This is a genomic window from Albidovulum aestuarii (assembly GCF_029961185.1).
In the GTDB taxonomy this organism is placed as follows: Bacteria; Pseudomonadota; Alphaproteobacteria; order Rhodobacterales; family Rhodobacteraceae; genus Albidovulum; species Albidovulum aestuarii.
Window position 1 is genome coordinate 140630 of record NZ_JASBQQ010000009.1, and the last position, 17332, is coordinate 157961.

Annotated in this window: 16 protein-coding genes; 10 read left to right on the forward strand and 6 right to left on the reverse strand. The window is 63.6% G+C overall.

Features of this window, described 5'->3' with window-relative positions:
- Positions 1-53: 53 nt before the first annotated feature.
- From QKW60_RS18005 to QKW60_RS18015, 3 genes are read left to right on the forward strand one after another with little or no spacing between them, the layout of a single operon-like run.
- Positions 54-1064 carry a lysylphosphatidylglycerol synthase transmembrane domain-containing protein gene (locus QKW60_RS18005; protein ID WP_282370739.1) on the forward strand — a complete coding sequence of 337 codons (1011 nt, stop codon included), beginning with the start codon at positions 54-56 and terminating at the stop codon, positions 1062-1064.
- Complete coding sequence (locus tag QKW60_RS18010) at positions 1045-2358, forward strand: FAD-binding oxidoreductase (protein ID WP_282370740.1); 1314 nt, start codon at positions 1045-1047, stop codon at positions 2356-2358. Before QKW60_RS18005 ends, QKW60_RS18010 begins: the two co-directional genes overlap by 20 nt.
- Positions 2355-3092, forward strand: a complete 738-nt coding sequence (locus QKW60_RS18015) for an SDR family NAD(P)-dependent oxidoreductase (protein ID WP_282370742.1) — start codon at positions 2355-2357, stop codon at positions 3090-3092. Before QKW60_RS18010 ends, QKW60_RS18015 begins: the two co-directional genes overlap by 4 nt.
- 50 nt (positions 3093-3142) lie before the next feature.
- Here QKW60_RS18015 and meaB read toward each other — a convergent pair whose 3' ends face one another.
- Entirely contained in the window at positions 3143-4126 is a 984-nt protein-coding gene (meaB, locus tag QKW60_RS18020) for a methylmalonyl Co-A mutase-associated GTPase MeaB (RefSeq protein WP_282370845.1), read from the reverse strand.
- Positions 4127-4251: 125 nt separating this feature from the next.
- Here meaB and QKW60_RS18025 point away from each other — a divergent pair, with 125 nt between their 5' ends.
- The 3 genes from QKW60_RS18025 (at position 4252) to QKW60_RS18035 (ending at position 8467) form a co-directional block, all read left to right on the forward strand.
- Positions 4252-4980 (forward strand): DUF3108 domain-containing protein, encoded by a 729-nt coding sequence (locus QKW60_RS18025; RefSeq protein ID WP_282370744.1) that lies wholly within the window; start codon positions 4252-4254, stop codon positions 4978-4980.
- Between the two features lie 8 nt (positions 4981-4988).
- The gene (hrpB, locus tag QKW60_RS18030; protein WP_282370746.1) at positions 4989-7445 is read left to right on the forward strand and encodes an ATP-dependent helicase HrpB; all 2457 of its coding nucleotides are present in this window, start codon (positions 4989-4991) and stop codon (positions 7443-7445) included.
- A 116-nt stretch (positions 7446-7561) separates the two neighbouring features.
- Entirely contained in the window at positions 7562-8467 is a 906-nt protein-coding gene (locus tag QKW60_RS18035; protein ID WP_282370747.1) for a sulfite exporter TauE/SafE family protein, read from the forward strand.
- Here the strand turns inward: QKW60_RS18035 and QKW60_RS18040 are convergent, their stop codons facing one another.
- Positions 8468-9463 (reverse strand): sterol desaturase family protein, encoded by a 996-nt coding sequence (locus tag QKW60_RS18040; RefSeq protein ID WP_282370748.1) that lies wholly within the window; start codon positions 9461-9463, stop codon positions 8468-8470.
- Between the two features lie 96 nt (positions 9464-9559).
- Between QKW60_RS18040 and QKW60_RS18045 the strand changes: the two genes are divergently transcribed.
- Entirely contained in the window at positions 9560-10495 is a 936-nt protein-coding gene (locus QKW60_RS18045; protein WP_282370750.1) for a LysR substrate-binding domain-containing protein, read from the forward strand.
- A 120-nt stretch (positions 10496-10615) separates the two neighbouring features.
- On the opposite strand, the gene QKW60_RS18050 is transcribed toward QKW60_RS18045, so the two are convergent.
- Together QKW60_RS18050 and fabB are read right to left on the reverse strand one after the other, a co-directional pair.
- Positions 10616-11404: an enoyl-ACP reductase FabI gene (locus QKW60_RS18050; RefSeq protein ID WP_263741207.1), complete on the reverse strand. Its 789-nt coding sequence runs from the start codon at positions 11402-11404 to the stop codon at positions 10616-10618.
- 6 nt (positions 11405-11410) lie between these two features.
- On the reverse strand, positions 11411-12640 hold the full coding sequence (fabB, locus tag QKW60_RS18055) for a beta-ketoacyl-ACP synthase I (protein WP_282370751.1): 1230 nt from the start codon (positions 12638-12640) through the stop codon (positions 11411-11413).
- 144 nt (positions 12641-12784) lie between these two features.
- Here fabB and QKW60_RS18060 point away from each other — a divergent pair, with 144 nt between their 5' ends.
- Positions 12785-13744: a homocysteine S-methyltransferase family protein gene (locus QKW60_RS18060; protein WP_282370753.1), complete on the forward strand. Its 960-nt coding sequence runs from the start codon at positions 12785-12787 to the stop codon at positions 13742-13744.
- A gap of 24 nt (positions 13745-13768) precedes the next feature.
- On the opposite strand, the gene fabA is transcribed toward QKW60_RS18060, so the two are convergent.
- Entirely contained in the window at positions 13769-14278 is a 510-nt protein-coding gene (fabA, locus tag QKW60_RS18065; RefSeq protein WP_263741203.1) for a bifunctional 3-hydroxydecanoyl-ACP dehydratase/trans-2-decenoyl-ACP isomerase, read from the reverse strand.
- A gap of 156 nt (positions 14279-14434) precedes the next feature.
- On the opposite strand from fabA, the gene irrA reads away from it, so the two are divergent.
- Positions 14435-14860, forward strand: a complete 426-nt coding sequence (gene irrA, locus QKW60_RS18070; RefSeq protein WP_282370756.1) for an iron response transcriptional regulator IrrA — start codon at positions 14435-14437, stop codon at positions 14858-14860.
- Positions 14861-14904: 44 nt separating this feature from the next.
- Here the strand turns inward: irrA and QKW60_RS18075 are convergent, their stop codons facing one another.
- A complete protein-coding gene (locus QKW60_RS18075; RefSeq protein WP_282370758.1) occupies positions 14905-15774 on the reverse strand; it encodes a glycosyltransferase family protein in 870 nt (289 codons plus the stop codon).
- Between the two features lie 131 nt (positions 15775-15905).
- On the opposite strand from QKW60_RS18075, the gene miaB reads away from it, so the two are divergent.
- The gene (miaB, locus tag QKW60_RS18080) at positions 15906-17222 is read left to right on the forward strand and encodes a tRNA (N6-isopentenyl adenosine(37)-C2)-methylthiotransferase MiaB (RefSeq protein WP_282370759.1); all 1317 of its coding nucleotides are present in this window, start codon (positions 15906-15908) and stop codon (positions 17220-17222) included.
- Positions 17223-17332 lie beyond the last annotated feature (110 nt).

The window sequence follows — 17332 nt, forward strand, 5'->3', positions numbered from 1 at the left end:
ACCGAAACAAATCCATATTGCTGCCCTAATCCGTTGCTAGCCACCGGGCAATGATGAGCGCCGACCTGCCCTTGACCAAGGATACTCGCCGCACGCCCCGCCGGCGGTTGCGCGATCGTGTGATCATGGTCGGTCTCGCCCTGTTGTTCGTCGCCGGGCTGATCGGACTGGCCGCTGCAACCGGATGGGAAGAAACCCGCGCCCAGATCGCCCGCCTGACACTTTGGCAGGGCGCTGTGCTTCTGGCCCTGTCGCTCGTGAATTACGGGTTTCGCGGGTTGCGCTGGCACCTTTTTGCGCGGCGCCTCGGCCTCGTCACGACCCTTGCGCAGGACATGCGGCACTTCCTTGGCGGTTTTGCCATGGTGGTGACGCCCGGGAGGGTAGGCGAACTGGTGCGCATGCGCTGGCTGAAGCGCGAGACCGGGTGGAATTTCGAACGCACCGCGCCGCTCGCACTGATGGACCGCGCCTCGGACCTCGCGGCGATGGCGCTGATCCTCGGCTTCTCGATTTCGCTCGCAGCGACCGGCGTCGCGGGCGCGGTGCCCGTCACGATCCTTGCCCTGACGGCGGCCTTCGTTGTGACACGGCCCAAGCTTCTAGCCTGGATCGTCGGCCTCGCCTACCGCCTGACCGGCCGCCTGCCACGGCTTTTCGGCAAGACCCGCCGCGCTGCAAGGTCGCTGTCGCGCTTTTCCGGCCCGTCGACGATGATCCCCGCCCTCGCGCTCGGCATGATGGGCTGGGCCGCCGAGGGCTATGCCTTCCACCTGCTTCTGGGCTGGATGGGGACTGAAATCGGCCTGATGAAGGCCGTCGCCATCTTTGTCTTCGCCACCCTCGCTGGCGGGCTGACCGGCGCGCCGGGTGGCGTCGGCGGTGCCGAGGCCGCGATGATCGCGCTTCTGGCGCTCGATGGCGTGGCGATGGAAGTATCCGTCCCGGCCACCGCCATCATCCGCATCACCACCTTGTGGTTTGCCCTGATCCTCGGCATGGTCATCTTCCCCTTCGCCGAACGTATTTCCCTGAGAGAGAGCCATGCGCTGGAAAACGACTGACTATACCGGCTGGGGCCGGGCCTTGACGGCGAGTGGAGACATTGCACGGCCCGAACGGCGCACGGCGCTTGAGGCGATCCTGAAGGACGGGCTGGTCCCGGCCATCGGCATGCGCCGCAGCTATGGCGATGCGGCGCTGAATGACGGCGGGCGGGTGATCGACATGACCCGGCTCGACCGGATGCTGTCCTTCGACACGACAACCGGCATTCTCGATGTCGAGGCCGGGGCCCGGATCGGCGAGATCGCTGCGGCCTTCGCTCCCCGGGGCTGGTTGCCATCCGTTATGCCAGGCACGGGTTTTGCCACGGTTGGCGGCTGCATCGCACAGGACGTGCACGGCAAGAACCACCACAAGGCCGGGTCCTTCTGCGAACACGTCGTTTCACTGACACTCCTGACCGGCACCGGCCCGGTGGAGGTTTCGCCCGAGAAGACCCCGGAACTCTTCCGCGCCACGGCGGGCGGGCTGGGCCAGACCGGGGTGATCGTCTCGGCACGGCTGAAACTCCTTGCGGCCAAGGGCGACGTTATGGTCGTGACCGAGCGGCGCATCGCCGACTGGGACGAATTCCTTGTCCGCCTCGACGCGTCCGATGCCACCTATACGGTCGGCTGGATCGACGCCACGGCGACCGGCGTGAACCTCGGGCGCGGCATCCTTGAGGAGGGCGAGACGGGTTCCGGCCTGATCACCCAGCGCGGCAAATACCGCAAGGTCCCGTTCAACGCCCCGCATTTCGCACTATCAGGGCCGATCGTGAAGGCCTTCAACTCGGCCTATTACCGCCGCGTCCCGGAAACCGGGCGCACCGTCGTACGGCCGATCTCGGATTTCTTCTTCCCGCTCGACAAGATCCACGACTGGAACAAGCTTTACGGCAAAGCGGGCTTTCACCAGTTCCAATGCGTCGTGCCCTTGGGCGCGGCCCCGGCTTTGCGGGAAATGCTGGAGGAAATCGCAGGCTCCGGCCTCGCCTCACCGCTTGCGGTGCTGAAACGCATGGGACCGGGTCGCGCGGGCTATCTGAGCTTTCCCATGGAGGGCTATACGCTCGCCGTCGACTTCCCCAACCGCGCCGCTGCGCGGAACCTCGTCAAGCGGCTTGAGGGCCGCACTGCCGCTGCGGGTGGACGCATCTATTTCGCCAAGGACAGCCTTGCCGAGGGCACCGATCTGGGTGCGATGTATCCCGACCTGCCCGACTGGCAGGCCGAGGTCGCAAAGCTGGACCCCGAGACGCGTCTTGCCACCGACCTGACCCGCCGACTGTCCCTGAGGAGCGCGCAATGAACTCGACATGGATCATTCTCGGCGCGACCTCGTCAATGGCCCGCGCCTTTGCCCGCGCGGTCGCCGCCGAAGGCGCGGCCGTCCTTCTCGCCGGGCGCGATATTGACGACCTGATGGTGATGGCAAACGATTGCCGGTTGCGCGGCGCGCGTCTTGCCGAACCCGTCACGTTCGACGCGCGCAAGCCCGGTGGCTTTGCGGACCTCATCGAACGAATGGAGAAGGAAGAGGGCGAACTGAACGCCGCCGTCTTCGTCGGCTCCATGCCCGAACAATCCGCGATCGACGAGGATCCCGCGCTGATCGACGGTGTCATCGCCGACAGCCATACCGGCCCTGCGCGGTTCCTGCAGATGCTGGCCCCCCTGATGGAGGCGCGCGGCGGCGGCACCGTTGTCGGGGTCGCGTCGGTCGCCGGTGACCGCGGACGGCTTGGCAACTATGTCTATGGATCGGCCAAGGCGGGCTTCGCCACCTACCTTTCGGGCCTGAGGAACCGCCTGACGCGGGCGGGCGGGCATGTCGTGACCGTCAAGCCCGGCTTTGTCGATACTGCGATGACCTGGGGCCTGCCGGGCATGTTCCTCGTCGCCTCACCCGATGCAGTGGCGAAGGATATCCTGAACGCCGTCAGGAAGCGGAAAAATACAATCTACACGCCGTTCTTCTGGCGTTACATCATGCTGATCATCCGCCATATCCCCGAGCCGATCTTCAAGAAGATGAAGATCTGAAGCGTAGTCTTCAGTCGAGTAAGGTGGGTTCAAACCCACCTTGCAAGCGCCTATTCGCGGGCATTCTGCAGACCGCGCAGCATCTCTGCCGCTGCCTGCACCGGCGCGGCTTTACCTTCGGCCACCGCTCGGCCCAGATCGTCCATCCGCGCCCGCGCTACGGGATCAGATGTCAGCCGGGCGAGCAGGCCCTGCCGCACCTCTTCCTCAAACCAGTGCCGCGCCTGTTCCGCCCGGCGTACCGCGAAATGCCCGTTTGCCCGACGCCAACCGGCCAGCTCCTGCATCTCGGCCCATGCGGTATCCAAACCCGTCTCCTCCGCCGCCGAGACACAGAGTGCCTTCGGGAACCCCTCGGGGTCTTGCGCCCGCTTGCGCAGAAGCCGGAGCGCACCGGCATAATCGGCGCAGGTCCGCGTCGCGGTGTCCTTCAGGGCACCGTCGGCCTTGTTCACGAGGATCAGGTCGGCCATCTCCATGATGCCCCGCTTTACCCCCTGCAATTCATCGCCACCCGCCGGCGCAAGCAGCAGGATGAAAAGGTCCGACATCTCGGCTACCACCGTTTCGGACTGACCGACCCCCACCGTCTCAATCAGCACCACGTCAAAACCAGCCGCCTCGCAAAGCGCGACCGCCTCGCGCGTGCGTCGCGCCACGCCACCAAGATGGGTCTGGCTGGGCGAGGGGCGGATGAAGGCATTGGGGTTGCGCGACAGCCTCTCCATCCGCGTCTTGTCGCCGAGGATCGAGCCACCTGACCGCGCGGAAGAGGGATCGACCGCCAGAACGGCCACCTTCAAACCCTGCCCGGTCAGCATCGTCCCGAACGCCTCGATGAAGCTCGACTTGCCAACACCGGGCGTGCCTGACAGCCCGATCCGAAGTGCCTGACGCGTGGTTCCGAGCGTGTCCAGAAGTGCTGCAGCATCGGCCCGGTGATCCGTACGTCGGCTTTCAACCAGCGTGATCGCCCGCGCCAGCGCCCGCCGGTCGCCTGCTTCCACCTTCGCGGCAAGCTCGTTCAACTCGATGTTACGCAAATGGCGGCCTTTCGCTGACGGAACGGGGTTGTGAGTTGACCTCACCGGGGTTTTCTTGCCTGTTCGGATGCGCCGATGTCCAGAGCCACGGCGAGAAAAAGACAACGGGCAGAGTGATGACGATTGCAATCCGTACCCTTGGCGCAACGGCGCTGATCCTCGCATTTGCGCAGACGCCGCTGCGCGCTGATCAGACCGACAGCGCGGTCTTCGACCTGACGCTGAAAGGCATCCATGCCGGTACGCTGTCGGTTTCCGGCTCCATTCAGGGGACGAGCTATGCTGCCTCCGGTGTCCTGAAATCCGGTGGCCTCGTCGCCTTGGTCAAGAAGGTGCGCTACGATGCCCGTTCGGCAGGCCATGTCTCTGATGGCCGCTTCACCCCGTCCCGGTACGAGGAGGACGCCGATACCGGAAGTCGCCAATCGCAATCGGTGATGGAATACATTGCCGGCGTGCCGCAGGTGAAGAAGTACAACCCGCCCCGGACGGAGAAGGAAGGCGGTGTCGATCCCGCCACCCAGGGCGGCACCGTCGACCCGCTGACCGCGCTTTACGCGGCTTTGCGCGACGTGCCCGAGGGCGAGGCCTGCAAGCTCGCCGTCTTCATGTTCGACGGCAAGCGCCGCAGTCAGGTCGTTCTCGGTGATCCGAAGCCCGATGGCTCCGGCGTCTCCTGCCCCGGTGAGTATCGCCGGCTGGAAGGGTTCTCGGCCCGCGAGATGTCGGAGAAGAGCCGCTTTCCCTTCATGATGCAGCTGGAGCCTGTCGGGAACGGCATGCTGCGGGTGACCGAGATTTCGATGGATACGCTCTATGGCAAAGGACGCCTGAAACGGCGATAAGCGCCGGTGTGAAGGATCATCTGCCGATAGACGAAGCGCTTCCCGCGCTGACTGACGCGCTTCGCCGCGCGGGCCGGGCCGTCTTGCAGGCGCCCCCCGGCGCGGGCAAGACGACAGGCGTGCCTTTGGCGATGCTTGAGTCCGGGCTGACGGATGACCGCATCGTCATGCTGGAACCCCGCCGCCTTGCCGCCCGCGCCGCCGCCGAACGTATGGCCGAGACCTTGGGTGAAAGCGTGGGCCAGACAGTCGGCTACCGCATCCGGGGCGAGGCCAAGGTATCAAAAGCCACGCGGATCGAGGTCGTGACCGAAGGCATCCTGACAAGGATGATCCAGTCCGACCCCGAACTGACCGGCATCGGCGCGGTGATCTTCGATGAGTTCCATGAACGCTCGCTCAATGCCGATCTGGGCCTCGCCTTGGCATGGGAGGTGCGGCAGGCCTTGCGCCCCGACCTTCTGATCCTCGCCATGTCGGCGACGCTCGATGCCGCCCCCGTGGCGACGATGCTGGACGGTGCCCCCGTGATAACCTCCGAAGGCCGCGCCTTTCCGGTCGAGACCCGCTGGCTGGCCCGTCCGGTGGACAAGTCGATGCGGTTCGAGGCGGCCGTTGCCGGGCTGGTCGGGCAGGCGGCGGAAGAGACCGACGGCGGCATCCTTGTCTTCCTGCCGGGCGAGGGCGAGATCCGCCGCGTCGAAAGCCTGCTCTCGGGCCGCCTGCCCGCCGGGTGCACCGTCCGCCCCCTTTTTGGCGCGATGGACTTCGCCGCCCAGCGCGCCGCCATCGCGCCCGCGCGGGAGGGGCGCAAGGTGGTGCTTGCGACGTCGATCGCCGAAACCTCGCTGACGATCGAAGATATCCGCGTAGTCGTCGATGCGGGCCGCGCGCGCCGGGCGCGATTCGATCCGGCCTCGGGCATGTCGCGGCTGATCACCGAACGCGTGACCAGGGCCGAGGCAGAACAACGCCGGGGCCGTGCGGGCCGTGTGGCCGAGGGCACCTGCTACCGGCTCTGGACGAAGGGTGAAGAGGGCGGCATGGCCCCCTTCCCGCCTGCCGAGATCGAGGCAGCGGATCTCTCGGGCCTTGCACTGGAACTCGCGCTCTGGGGGTCCGATGGGGCGGACCTAGCCTTCCTGACGCCACCGCCCGGCCCGGCTTTGGCCGAAGCGCGGGCGCTTCTCACCGATCTCGGCGCGCTCGAAGGGGCGGGCCGGATCACCGATCACGGCAAGGCGCTGGCCGCCCTGCCGCTGCATCCCCGTCTCGGCCACATTCTGCTAACAGCGGGGCCGGAGGCTGCGACTCTGGCAGCCCTTCTCGCCGAACGCGACCCCTTGCGCGGCGCGCCTGCCGATCTGGCTCTGCGCCTTGCTGCCATCCGCGATCCGAAGGGCTACGAGGTAGACCATCCCCACCGGGTTGACCGCGGCACGGTCGAACGCATCCGCACCGAGGCGCGACGCCTCTCACGTCTGACCAAACCCGTCACCGAAAGCTACAACCCCGCCGAGATGGCCGCACTCGCCTATCCCGACCGGATCGGGCTGCGCCGCAGGGGCGATGCGCCGCGTTATGTGCTTTCAGGCGGCAAGGGCGCGGTCGTGAACGATGCTGACCCTTTGGGCGCCGAACGGCTGATCGTCGTCACCGACCTCGACGGTGACCCGCGTGAGGCGAAGGTCCGGCAGGGCATCGCGATCCGCGAGGCCTCGCTCCGCCGCCTCTTCGCCGACCGGATTGGCTGGCAGGACATCTGCGAATGGTCGCGGCGCGAAGGCCGCGTGGTGGCCCGGCGTCAGGAACGGTTGGGCGCGCTGATCCTCGATGACCGCCACTGGCCGGACGCAGACCGCAAGGCGATGGCCCGCGCAGCACTCGACGGGTTGCGCCAGATCGGCCTCACATGGTCCGAACCCGCCCGCCGTTTCCGGGCGCGGGTGGAACTCTTGCGCCATGAGGGTGCCGACCTGCCCGATTTCAGCGATGATGCTCTTCTGGATCGCGCCGGGGACTGGCTTCTGCCCCATCTCGCGGGCAAACGCACCGAAGGCGAATTGCGCAATCTGGACCTGACCGAGCCGCTGCGGAACGCATTGACATGGGACCAGCTTCAGCTTGTCGACCGCCTCGCGCCAGGGCATTTCGAAACCCCGCTCGGCCGCCGCGTGCCCATCGATTACGAGGGCGACCATCCCGGCATCGCGATCCGCTTGCAGGAGATGTTCGGCGTGACCGAACACCCCACGGTCGGGCCGAAACGCCTGCACCTGCGCATCACGCTCCTCTCGCCCGCGCAGCGCCCGGTCCAGACCACGCTCGACCTGCCGGGCTTCTGGGCCACCTCCTATGCCGATGTCAGGAAAGATATGCGCGGGCAGTATCCCAAGCACCCATGGCCCGAGGACCCGACAGAGGCGGAACCAACGCTGAGGGCCAAGCCGCGCAGCAGGCCCTGAACACTGGACCTATCAGCGCCACAGCTCTGGCGCGATGAAAGGCGCGCGCTGCATTTGACACAGGCAGCAATGGAATGCATGACGCTGCGGCATAACCCGGCCAGCGTGGCAACCCAATGCACCTCTACCTGCCCATCGCCGAAGTATCGGTCAACGTCTTCCTCCTCTTGCTGATCGGCGGAGGTGTTGGCGTGATGTCGGGCATGTTCGGGGTCGGCGGCGGGTTCCTGATCACGCCGCTGCTTTTCTTCATCGGCGTACCGCCCGCAGTCGCCGTGGCGACCTCGGCCAACCAGATCGTCGCCTCCTCCGTCTCGGCGATCCTCGCCCATATCCGCCGCCGGACAGTGGATTTCCGCATGGGCTGGATACTTCTGGGTGGCGGCATAATCGGATCCGGCCTCGGGATGGTGGTTTTCAACTACCTCAAGGCTTTGGGTCAGGTGGAGCTTCTTATCCGGCTCTTCTACGTCATCTTCCTCGGCGGCATCGGCGCCCTGATGTTCGTCGAAAGCCTGCGGGCGATCCTGCGGGCGCGCGACGCCTCGCGCCCGGTCGTCACGCGGCGGCAACGAGGCTGGGTCACAGCCCTGCCCTTCAAGATGAAGTTCCGCACCTCCGGCCTTTACATCTCGGTGATCCCACCTCTGGCAGTCGGCGCCTTGGTGGGCTTTCTGGCCGCGATCATGGGCGTCGGCGGTGGCTTCATCATGGTGCCCGCCATGATCTATATCCTCAACATGCCGACCAAGGTCGTTGTCGGCACCTCGCTTTTCCAGATCATCTTCGTCTCAGGCTTCACCGCGATGATGCATGCGACGACGAATTACAGCGTCGACATGGTACTTGCCGTGCTTCTGCTGGTCGGCGGGGTCGTCGGCGCCCAGATCGGCGCGGGGATCGGCGCGAAGCTGAAGGCCGAACAGTTGCGCATCCTTTTGGCGATCATGGTGCTGGGCGTCTGCATTAAGATCGCTCTGGAACTCGGCCTGCGCCCGGATGAACTTTATTCTCTCAAGTAGTCACCGCCCGATCCGCTTGCGGCGGTCCTTCATCCGTTCATGCGCCTCTGCCGTGCCGTCGTGAAACGATCCGAACCACTTGTCCCAGGGCATTTCCAGATTGCCGTAATTCACCTCGAAATAGCGGTGATGCATCTGGTGGTGGAAGGTGCCGAGGGCAAGTCGTTTGCGGTCCTTCACCAAAAGGTTCTCGAACCCGGTATGGGACGTCGCTGCGGTCAGAGACTGGTGCTGCATGTGAAAGAGGATGTGCAGTGGATGGGCCGGAATGACGAAATGGATCAGCACGCTTGAGAAGAAGATCAGATGCTCCACAGGATGCATCGACAGGCCCGACCACGGGCCGACATTGACATTGCGGTGATGAAGCGCATGGGCCAGCCGGTAAAGCGGCCCCCAGTGCAGCGCCCTATGCACCCAATAGAAATGGAGCGAAATCCAGAATGGCGTCAGCAGGAACAGAGCCACGAACCAGACCGGATGCGCCCCCCATGTCAGGACCGGCGCCCAGCCATTGCCCATCGCCCAGAACATCAGGACCTCATAGCCGGTCCAGAACCCGACGCCGCTCGTCAGAGTCCAGAACATGTTGTCGCGCACCTGCCCGCCAAGGGTGAATTGCCGCCCTTCGCGCGCAAGGTCGCGCGGGTCATATTTCAGCCGGTCCCCCTGCTTGCGGAAGGTGAAGAAGAACAGGTGCAGACCGCCCGCGACCAGTGTCATCAGAATGAGGTTTCTCAGCCAGATCCCAATTATCCAGCCGGGCGCGAGCGTCTGGGTTACCTCCAGAGAGGGCTGGAACCACGCCCATGACACCAAAGCGATACCGACCAAAATCGCGTTTTCGGCGAATGCGAGCCAGCGTACAGCCAGCCAGTGAACCATCCGCACAGGATCAGGTGGCCACGAAAAAAAAGGTGACGCCTGGATCGGCACTTCCGGGATATGGTGCCAGCCTTTCAGCGCCGGGCCGGTTGTGTCGTTGTGGTTGGTCATGGCGGTTCCTCCTGATCGGGCAAGGATGACGCAACCGTCTTTTCTTGAAAAACAGATTTAATCTGTCATTTTAGTCTAAAAATCAGAGATGCAAACATGCACGGCGATCTGCGCCTGTCTCTTCGCCTTATGCGCGCCTATCTGGCTGCGGTGGATCATGGCTCAATTGCGGCTGCGGCGGCCGCTCTGAATGTCGCGTCCTCGGCCGTGGCGACCGCCATCGACAAGGTGGAGGCAGAGTTCGCCACGACTCTTGTAACCCGGACCCGTGCACGCGGCGTTACGCCGACCACAGCGGGGCGGCTTCTGGCGGATCGCATCAGGGCGCTTTTGGAGGACTATCAGGCGGTTATGTCCGAGGGTCACGCGCTAGGTTCCGCGCTCACGGGCGAGTTGCGCATCGGTTACTATGCCCCGGTTGCACCAGCCTTCCTGCCCGGGATCGTACAGCCGCTTCTGGCCGCTCATCCCGGCCTGACGGCGCATTTCCGCGACTGCGACAATGACAGTGCGCAGGCCGGGCTACTGGACGGAACGCTTGATGTCATCGTTTTCGCAGGAGGCGAGGTTCGCGTGGGCATCGCGACGGAAGTGCTGATCGAGGTTCCACCCTACCTGCTGGCCCCTGCAGGGCACGCGTTCACCCTGCGCGATCATGCATCCCTGAAAGATCTCGAAGGCGCGGACCTTGTCCTGCTCGACCTGCCGTTGGCCGGGGCCTATACGCGACGGTTGTTCGAGGCGGCGAATGTCACGCCGCGCATCGTTGCAACGGCCAGCACGACCGAAATGGTCCGAAGCCTTGTCGGTGCGGGGGTAGGTCTGGCGGTATTGAACATGCGGCCCCGGACGACGGTCAGCTATGGCGGCGACGAACTGACCGCCGTTCCGCTCAGCCCGGCAGCGCCGGGCCTGATGCTGATGGCCGGATATGTCGACGGTAGACCGCGCCGGGTTGTCACGGCGTTCCTCGACGCGCTTCGCGACTGGTTCTCGGGTCCGAATGCCGATGCTCTGACCGTCCGGGAATAAGTCGCACCCGACAATGACTTCAAGCCGTGCGCACCGTGTGAGACTTAGACGACAGGCGGCATCAAAAAAACCGAACAAACGGACCGGCAGATGCGCTAGACCATCGCTGGTCGCTTGCGCTCAGAGGTTTTCCTGCTGAGGCATGCCAAGGACGTGGAAGCCGCCATCGACGCGGATGATCTCTCCGGTCGTGAAGGCGCCGTAGTCAGAGCACAGATAGACCGCCGTACCACCGACCGATGCGAGCGTGGCATTGGAACGCAGGGGTGCGTTTTCCTCTGTGTGCCGGAAGGTCGCCCGCGCGCCGCCGATGGCAGCCCCGGCCAACGTCTTCATCGGACCGGGTGACACCGCGTTGACGCGGATCTTCTGGGGCCCAAGGTCATTGGCGAGATAGCGCACCGAGCTTTCAAGCGCCGCCTTGGCGACGCCCATCACGTTGTAGTTCGGCGTCACCCGGTTCGACCCGCCATAGGTCAGCGTGATCAGCGACCCGCCCTCGGGCATCAGGTCGGATGCGCGCCGGGCCACGTCAATGAATGAAAAGCACGAGATGTCGAGCGAATGCTTAAAGTTCGCGCGGCTCGTATTGATGAACCTTCCCGTCAGCTCGTTCTTGTCGGAATAGGCGATGGCATGGACGAGGAAGTCCATCGTCCCCCAGCGGTCCTTCAGCTTGCCGAAGCAGGCCTCGAGGCTCGCATCATCCGTCACATCAACATCGACGAGGAAATCCGATCCGACGGAAGCGGCCAGCGGCTCAACCCGTTTGCCGAAGGCCTCGCCCTGATAGGAAAAGGCCAGTTCGGCGCCTTCGGCGGCAAGTGCCGAGGCAATGCCCCAGGCGATGGAGCGTTCATTCGCGACGCCCATCACGAGGCCGCGCTTGCCCTTCATGAGATCTGCCATGGGTGGTTACCCCTGATACTTGCTCATCACGAGCGTGGCGTTGGTGCCGCCGAAACCGAAGCTGTTCGACAGGACGGAATCAAGCTCCACACCCTCGCGGTATTCGGTGCAGATCTCTTCCGGCTTGAGTTCGGGATCGAGCTGGGTCACGTTGGCCGAGGCGGTGATGAAATTGCCGCCCAGCATCAGAAGGGAATAGATCGCCTCATGAACGCCAGTCGCGCCCAGCGAATGGCCGGTCAGCGATTTCGTCGAGGAAATCGGCGGCACGCTCCCCTCGCCGAAGACCCGGCGGATCGCCTTCACTTCGGTCACATCACCTGCGGGCGTCGAGGTGCCATGGGCATTGATGTAGCTGATCTTACGGTCCTTCGGCAGCGTCGCCACAGCCAGCCGCATGGAGCGTTCGCCACCTTCGCCGGACGGGGCCACCATGTCGTGCCCGTCCGAGGTCGCGCCATAGCCGGTAACTTCCGCGTAGATTTTCGCGCCGCGCGCCTTGGCGTGCTCAAGTTCCTCCAGCACCACGACCCCGCCGCCGCCGCCGATCACGAAGCCGTCGCGGGTCGCGTCGAAGGCGCGGGACGCGGTTTCAGGCGCGTCGTTGTACTTGGACGACATCGCCCCCATTGCGTCGAAGAGGCACGAGAGCGTCCAGTCCAGCTCCTCGCCGCCACCGGCAAAGACGATGTCCTGCTTGCCCATCTGAATGAGTTCGGTGCCGTTGCCGATGCAATGGGCCGAGGTCGAGCAGGCCGAGGTGATCGAATAGTTCACGCCTTTGATCTTGAACGGCGTCGCCAGACAGGCGGAGTTCGTCGACGACATGCAGCGCGTGACCATGAAGGGGCCCATCCGCTTCGGGCTGCCCTTTTCGATGACGATCTGATGAGCCTGAAAGAAGTTCGATGTCGACGGCCCGCCCGAGCCCATCACCAGCCCCGACCGTTCGTTCGAAACGTCGCTTTCCTCAAGCCCGCTATCGGCGATGGCCTGTTCCATGGCCAGGAAGTTATAGGCCGCGCCCGGTCCCATGAAACGCAGGTTGCGCTTGTCGATATGATCTTCCAACACGATCTGCGGCATGCCGTGAACCTGGCTGCGGAAGCCATGTTCGGCGTATTCCGGGGCGAAGACGATGCCGGACTTTCCGGCCCGCAAGCTGGCTTCGACCTCGGCGGCATTGTTGCCTATGGGAGAGACGATTCCGATCCCGGTGATGACGACGCGGCGCATGCGGCCTCCTTGATCCCGTTTCTGCCTGTCTAGGATAGGAGGGGGAAAGGGGCAAGCCGTTAGAGATATTGTTGCTGGCGGCGATCAGGATGACAAATCCCGCCCGTTTCGCTAGTTTTTGGTGTGGGAAAAGGGGGAAATCAGATGTCGAACGGGCAAACGCTTCCGCAAATGAACGGTATGGACATGACCTGTGGCGGCGGCATTGAGACCTGGCTGCAATATGTCGATGGTTTCAAACTTCGGCACTTCTGCCTCTTTGAACTGCTCGACGACAAGCGCGGCCTTGCCTGCCTGACGGACTATCATCGCAAGCTTGTCGAAGCGGCGGTTGAAAATGGGTTTGGCGTGATCAACGAGGGCCTTCACTACCGGGCAAGTCGCGACTGGGGAGAACTGATCGGCTATTCCCGCGAGGGGTTGGAAGAGATCAACATCCGCGGGATTGAATTCTACAAGGATTTCGTCCGTGAATACGGCAGCCCCGAAACGCCGATGACCGTAGGCGGCGTCATCGGGCCGCGCGGCGATGCCTATGATGTCGGACGGACGCCGGAAGCGGCGGAATCCGAGGATTATCATTCCGAACAGATTTTGACGTTCAAGAAAGCCGGTGCGGACCAGATCAGTGCGCTCACCCTGTCGAGTGTCGAAGAGGCAATCGGAATCAGCCGCGCGGCAAAGGCGGCTGACATGCCCGTCGTTATCTCATTCTTCGTGAAGCTCGGCGGAAAGCTGTCAGGTGGCGAAACGCTGGAAGAGGCGATCACGCGCGTGGATGCGGCGACCGGCATTGCGCCCGCCTATTACATGATCAACTGCACCCATCCGTTAGAGTTCGAACCGGCGCTGACGCCCGGCGACTGGACCGGGCGGCTTGGCGGCTTCATGCCGAACGCCGTGGCGATGGATACGCTGTCGCTTTGTAAGCTCGGCCATCTCGAAGACGGAGATCCCGAAGAACTTGGCGGGCAGTTGGCCGATCTAGCCCGTCGTTTCCCGCATATCCATGTCTGGGGCGGCTGTTGTGGCACCGACGGACGCCACATCGGTGAAATCGCGCGGCAGGTGCGAAAAACCCGTGTGGCCATGGCGGGCCGCTAACTGCCCCACCCGATCAGGCAGACGCTACGCCTCGCTCAACGCAACCTTCATGTCCTTGACGAGATAGATGGTCTCGCCATCCGCCTCGACCCGTCCATCCGCAACGCCCATTGTAAGGCGGCGGGTCTGCACTGCCTTGGTAAAATCAACGTAGTAGGTCAGCATCTTCCGGTCCGGCCGCACCATGCCGGTCAGCTTGACCTCGCCCACGCCCAACGCATAACCCCGCCCCTGCCAGCCGCGCCAGCCGAGGTTGAAGCCGGTCAACTGCCAGAGCCCGTCGAGCCCGAGGCAGCCGGGCATGATCGGGTTGCCCGGGAAATGGCAGTCGAAGAACCAGAGATCTGGGGTGATGTCGAACTCGGCGACGACATGGCCCTTGCCATGCTCGCCCCGGTCTTCCGAGATATCTGTGATCCGGTCCATCATCAACATGGGCGGCGCCGGAAGCTGGGCATTGCCGGGGCCAAAAAGCTCGCCCCGGGCGCATTTCAGCAACCCTTCCTTGTCGAAACTCGTCGGAAATCCGGCCATCGTACCTGTCCCCCAAACCGCTTGTTGTTATGACCCCTCTACCACCCGTCCCAACAGCAGGGCAAGGGCACCGGCCCGCGGGCGCATGGGGTAATTATGATTGAAAAGTTCAGGCGGTACAGCCTATATATCCTATTGCAAAACGAAGGGCGCCCAATGGACGGGATCGAGATGCAGGCGGTAAAACGCGGAACACGCTGGCTGGCGCGGGCCGGGCTGAGGCCGACGCGGCAGCGGGTTTCGCTGGCAGCACTGCTGGTCGGCGACGGCCAGGACCGGCATGTCACGGCGGAAAGCCTGCATGCCGCCGCCGGTGAAAGCGGCGAGCCGGTTTCGCTCGCGACCGTCTACAACACGCTCCGCGCATTCTGCGAGGCAGGGCTGATCCACGAAATCTCGGTCGACGGATCGCGCAGCTATTTCGACACAAGACTTGACGATCACCCGCATTTCTTCTGGGAAGAGGAAGGGCGGCTGGTCGATGCCCCGGTCGAAGATCTGGAAATCGCCCGGTTGCCGAAGTTGCCAGAAGGGGCAGAGCTTGCGCGTGTCGATGTGGTGATCCGGCTGCGCCGGTCGTGACACGGCGAAGCGCTTAAACCCACATTATTCAACACTAGTGGTACTCAGAACCACTGGCCCGGCTCCATCAGACCCAAATCCATCAACTGCTGCGAATGCCAGTCGAACTTCGCCGAATTGTGCCAGTTGAAGGTCCAGATATCGAACATCGAACCCGGGTTGGTTTTCAGCGCCTTCGCCGTGCGGAAGGACGCGATCGCGGCCGTCAGGTTGTGATGCCAGGGACAGGAGTAGGTATTCATCTCCTCGATATTAAACCTGTGGTCGTCCTGCAGCTTCACCCCCGGCGCGCTCCGGAACAATGCGGTGCGGCCAATCTTGCGGCGATCAGCCGGGATATGTTCCTCGAACCGCCACCTGAGTCCGCCGAAGAAATCCAGTTGCCGCTCCATGGGATGCCCCGTCGCCGGGTCTTTCCGCGCCAGTGCGTAATAGCCCGACCGGTCCAGCATCGCTTCATCGCGGCTCACGGCATTCGGGAAACGGTCAAGGTCAGGTGCATAGAGGTCGACGACATAGGCCAGCATCGCCTCTCGCCGTTCCTCGGTGTGAAAGGCCAGCAACTCACCGATGCTGCGATGTTCGCAGAACGGGAAGAACAGGTATTCGGCATTGTAGCAGTAGTAAAACCACGTCCCGGCAGGCGCCTTCGCGATGATCGCATTCACGGCATCCGGCACGGCGTGCCGGGCCAGCGTGTGATACCGTACCCAATGCGCAAGGGTTTCGACCTCATCGGGAATGGTGAAATCCTCGGGCAGAAACACGATGACCTCGCGAAACCGCGCTCCGACATGGTGAAGGACGGTCGAGGCGATCTCCACCGGGTCCTCAGCAAATATCAGCGCGACCGGACCTTTGGCGATCAGGGCCTGACCATCAGCGAGAAGAGCATTGAGCGAGGAAAACTGCATAGTCCATTCCGTGCGGTCCGAAAGCCTGCGCAGATTCGGGTAAGCACCGTCTGAATGCAAGCACCTGTCGCCCGATTGCCTGCCGGGCCGGTTTGCGCTAGGAACCGCAGGTCCCGGCCCAAGGTATCGCCATGTCCGCCCCGAAGAAGCTATTCATCAAGACCTATGGCTGTCAGATGAACGTCTACGACAGCGAGCGCATGGCCGAGGCCATGGGGGCCGAAGGCTATGTCACGACGGAGGTGGCGGAAGAGGCGGATATGGTGCTGCTAAACACCTGCCATATCCGTGAAAAGGCCGCCGAAAAGGTCTATTCCGACCTTGGCCGTCTGCGCCCGCTGAAACTTGCCAAACCTGACCTGAAGATCGGCGTCGCTGGCTGCGTGGCGCAGGCCGAGGGCGAGGAAATCCTGAAGCGCATGCCTTTGGTCGATCTGGTGGTGGGACCGCAAAGCTATCACCGCCTGCCTGCCATGGCGAAGGCCGCCGAGGCGGGCCAGAAGACGGTAGATACGGACTTTCCCGAGGAAGACAAGTTCGACCATCTGCCGGACCGTCCGAAGGCATCGGTGCGCCCGACCGCCTTCCTGACCGTTCAGGAGGGTTGTGACAAATTCTGCGCCTTCTGTGTCGTGCCCTACACCCGGGGCTCCGAAGTCTCCCGCCCCGCCGAGCGGATCATGAAAGAGGCGCGCGGTCTTGTGGAAAAGGGCGTGCGCGAGATCACGCTACTGGGCCAGAACGTCAATGCCTATCACGGGGCCGGGTCGGACGGCGACTGGACGCTCGCGCGGCTGGTGCGGGAACTGGCGAAGATCGACGGACTGGAGCGCATCCGCTACACGACCTCGCACCCAAATGACATGGGTGACGACCTGATCGCCGCCCACAGCGAAGAGCCGAAGCTGATGCCCTATCTGCACCTGCCGGTGCAGTCCGGGTCTGACCGCATCCTCAAGGCGATGAACCGCAAACACACTGCCGAGGACTATCTCCGCCTGATCGAACGCATCCGCGCCGTGCGGCCCGACATGATGATGTCAGGCGATTTCATCGTTGGTTTCCCGGGAGAGACCGACGCCGATTTTGACGCGACGATGGACCTGATCCGCGCCGTCAACTACGGAATGGCCTATTCATTCAAATACTCCGCCCGTCCCGGTACGCCTGCGGCCGAAAAAACGCCGGTCGCGGCGGAGGTTGCCGATGCGCGGCTTCAGGCCCTTCAGGCGCTGATCACCGAACAGCAGCGCGCGGCGCAGAAGGCGATGATCGGGCGAGAGGTTTCGGTGCTTTTCGAAAAGCCCGGGCGCCTGCCCGGTCAGATGGTCGGCAAGTCCGACTACCTGCATGCGGTCCATGTTCAAACCGACGCAAAACCGGGCCAGATCGCGAAGGTCCGGATCACCAAGAGCGCGCCGAATTCGCTGGCCGGGGATATCGCCTGACGCAATTTTCGGCGTTACCCGTCACACCTCTGTAACATCCGCAGGATTTCTTTACGTAGGCACAAATTTTGGTTGGTGTGGCTTGCTTTGAACACAATCCACAGGCACCA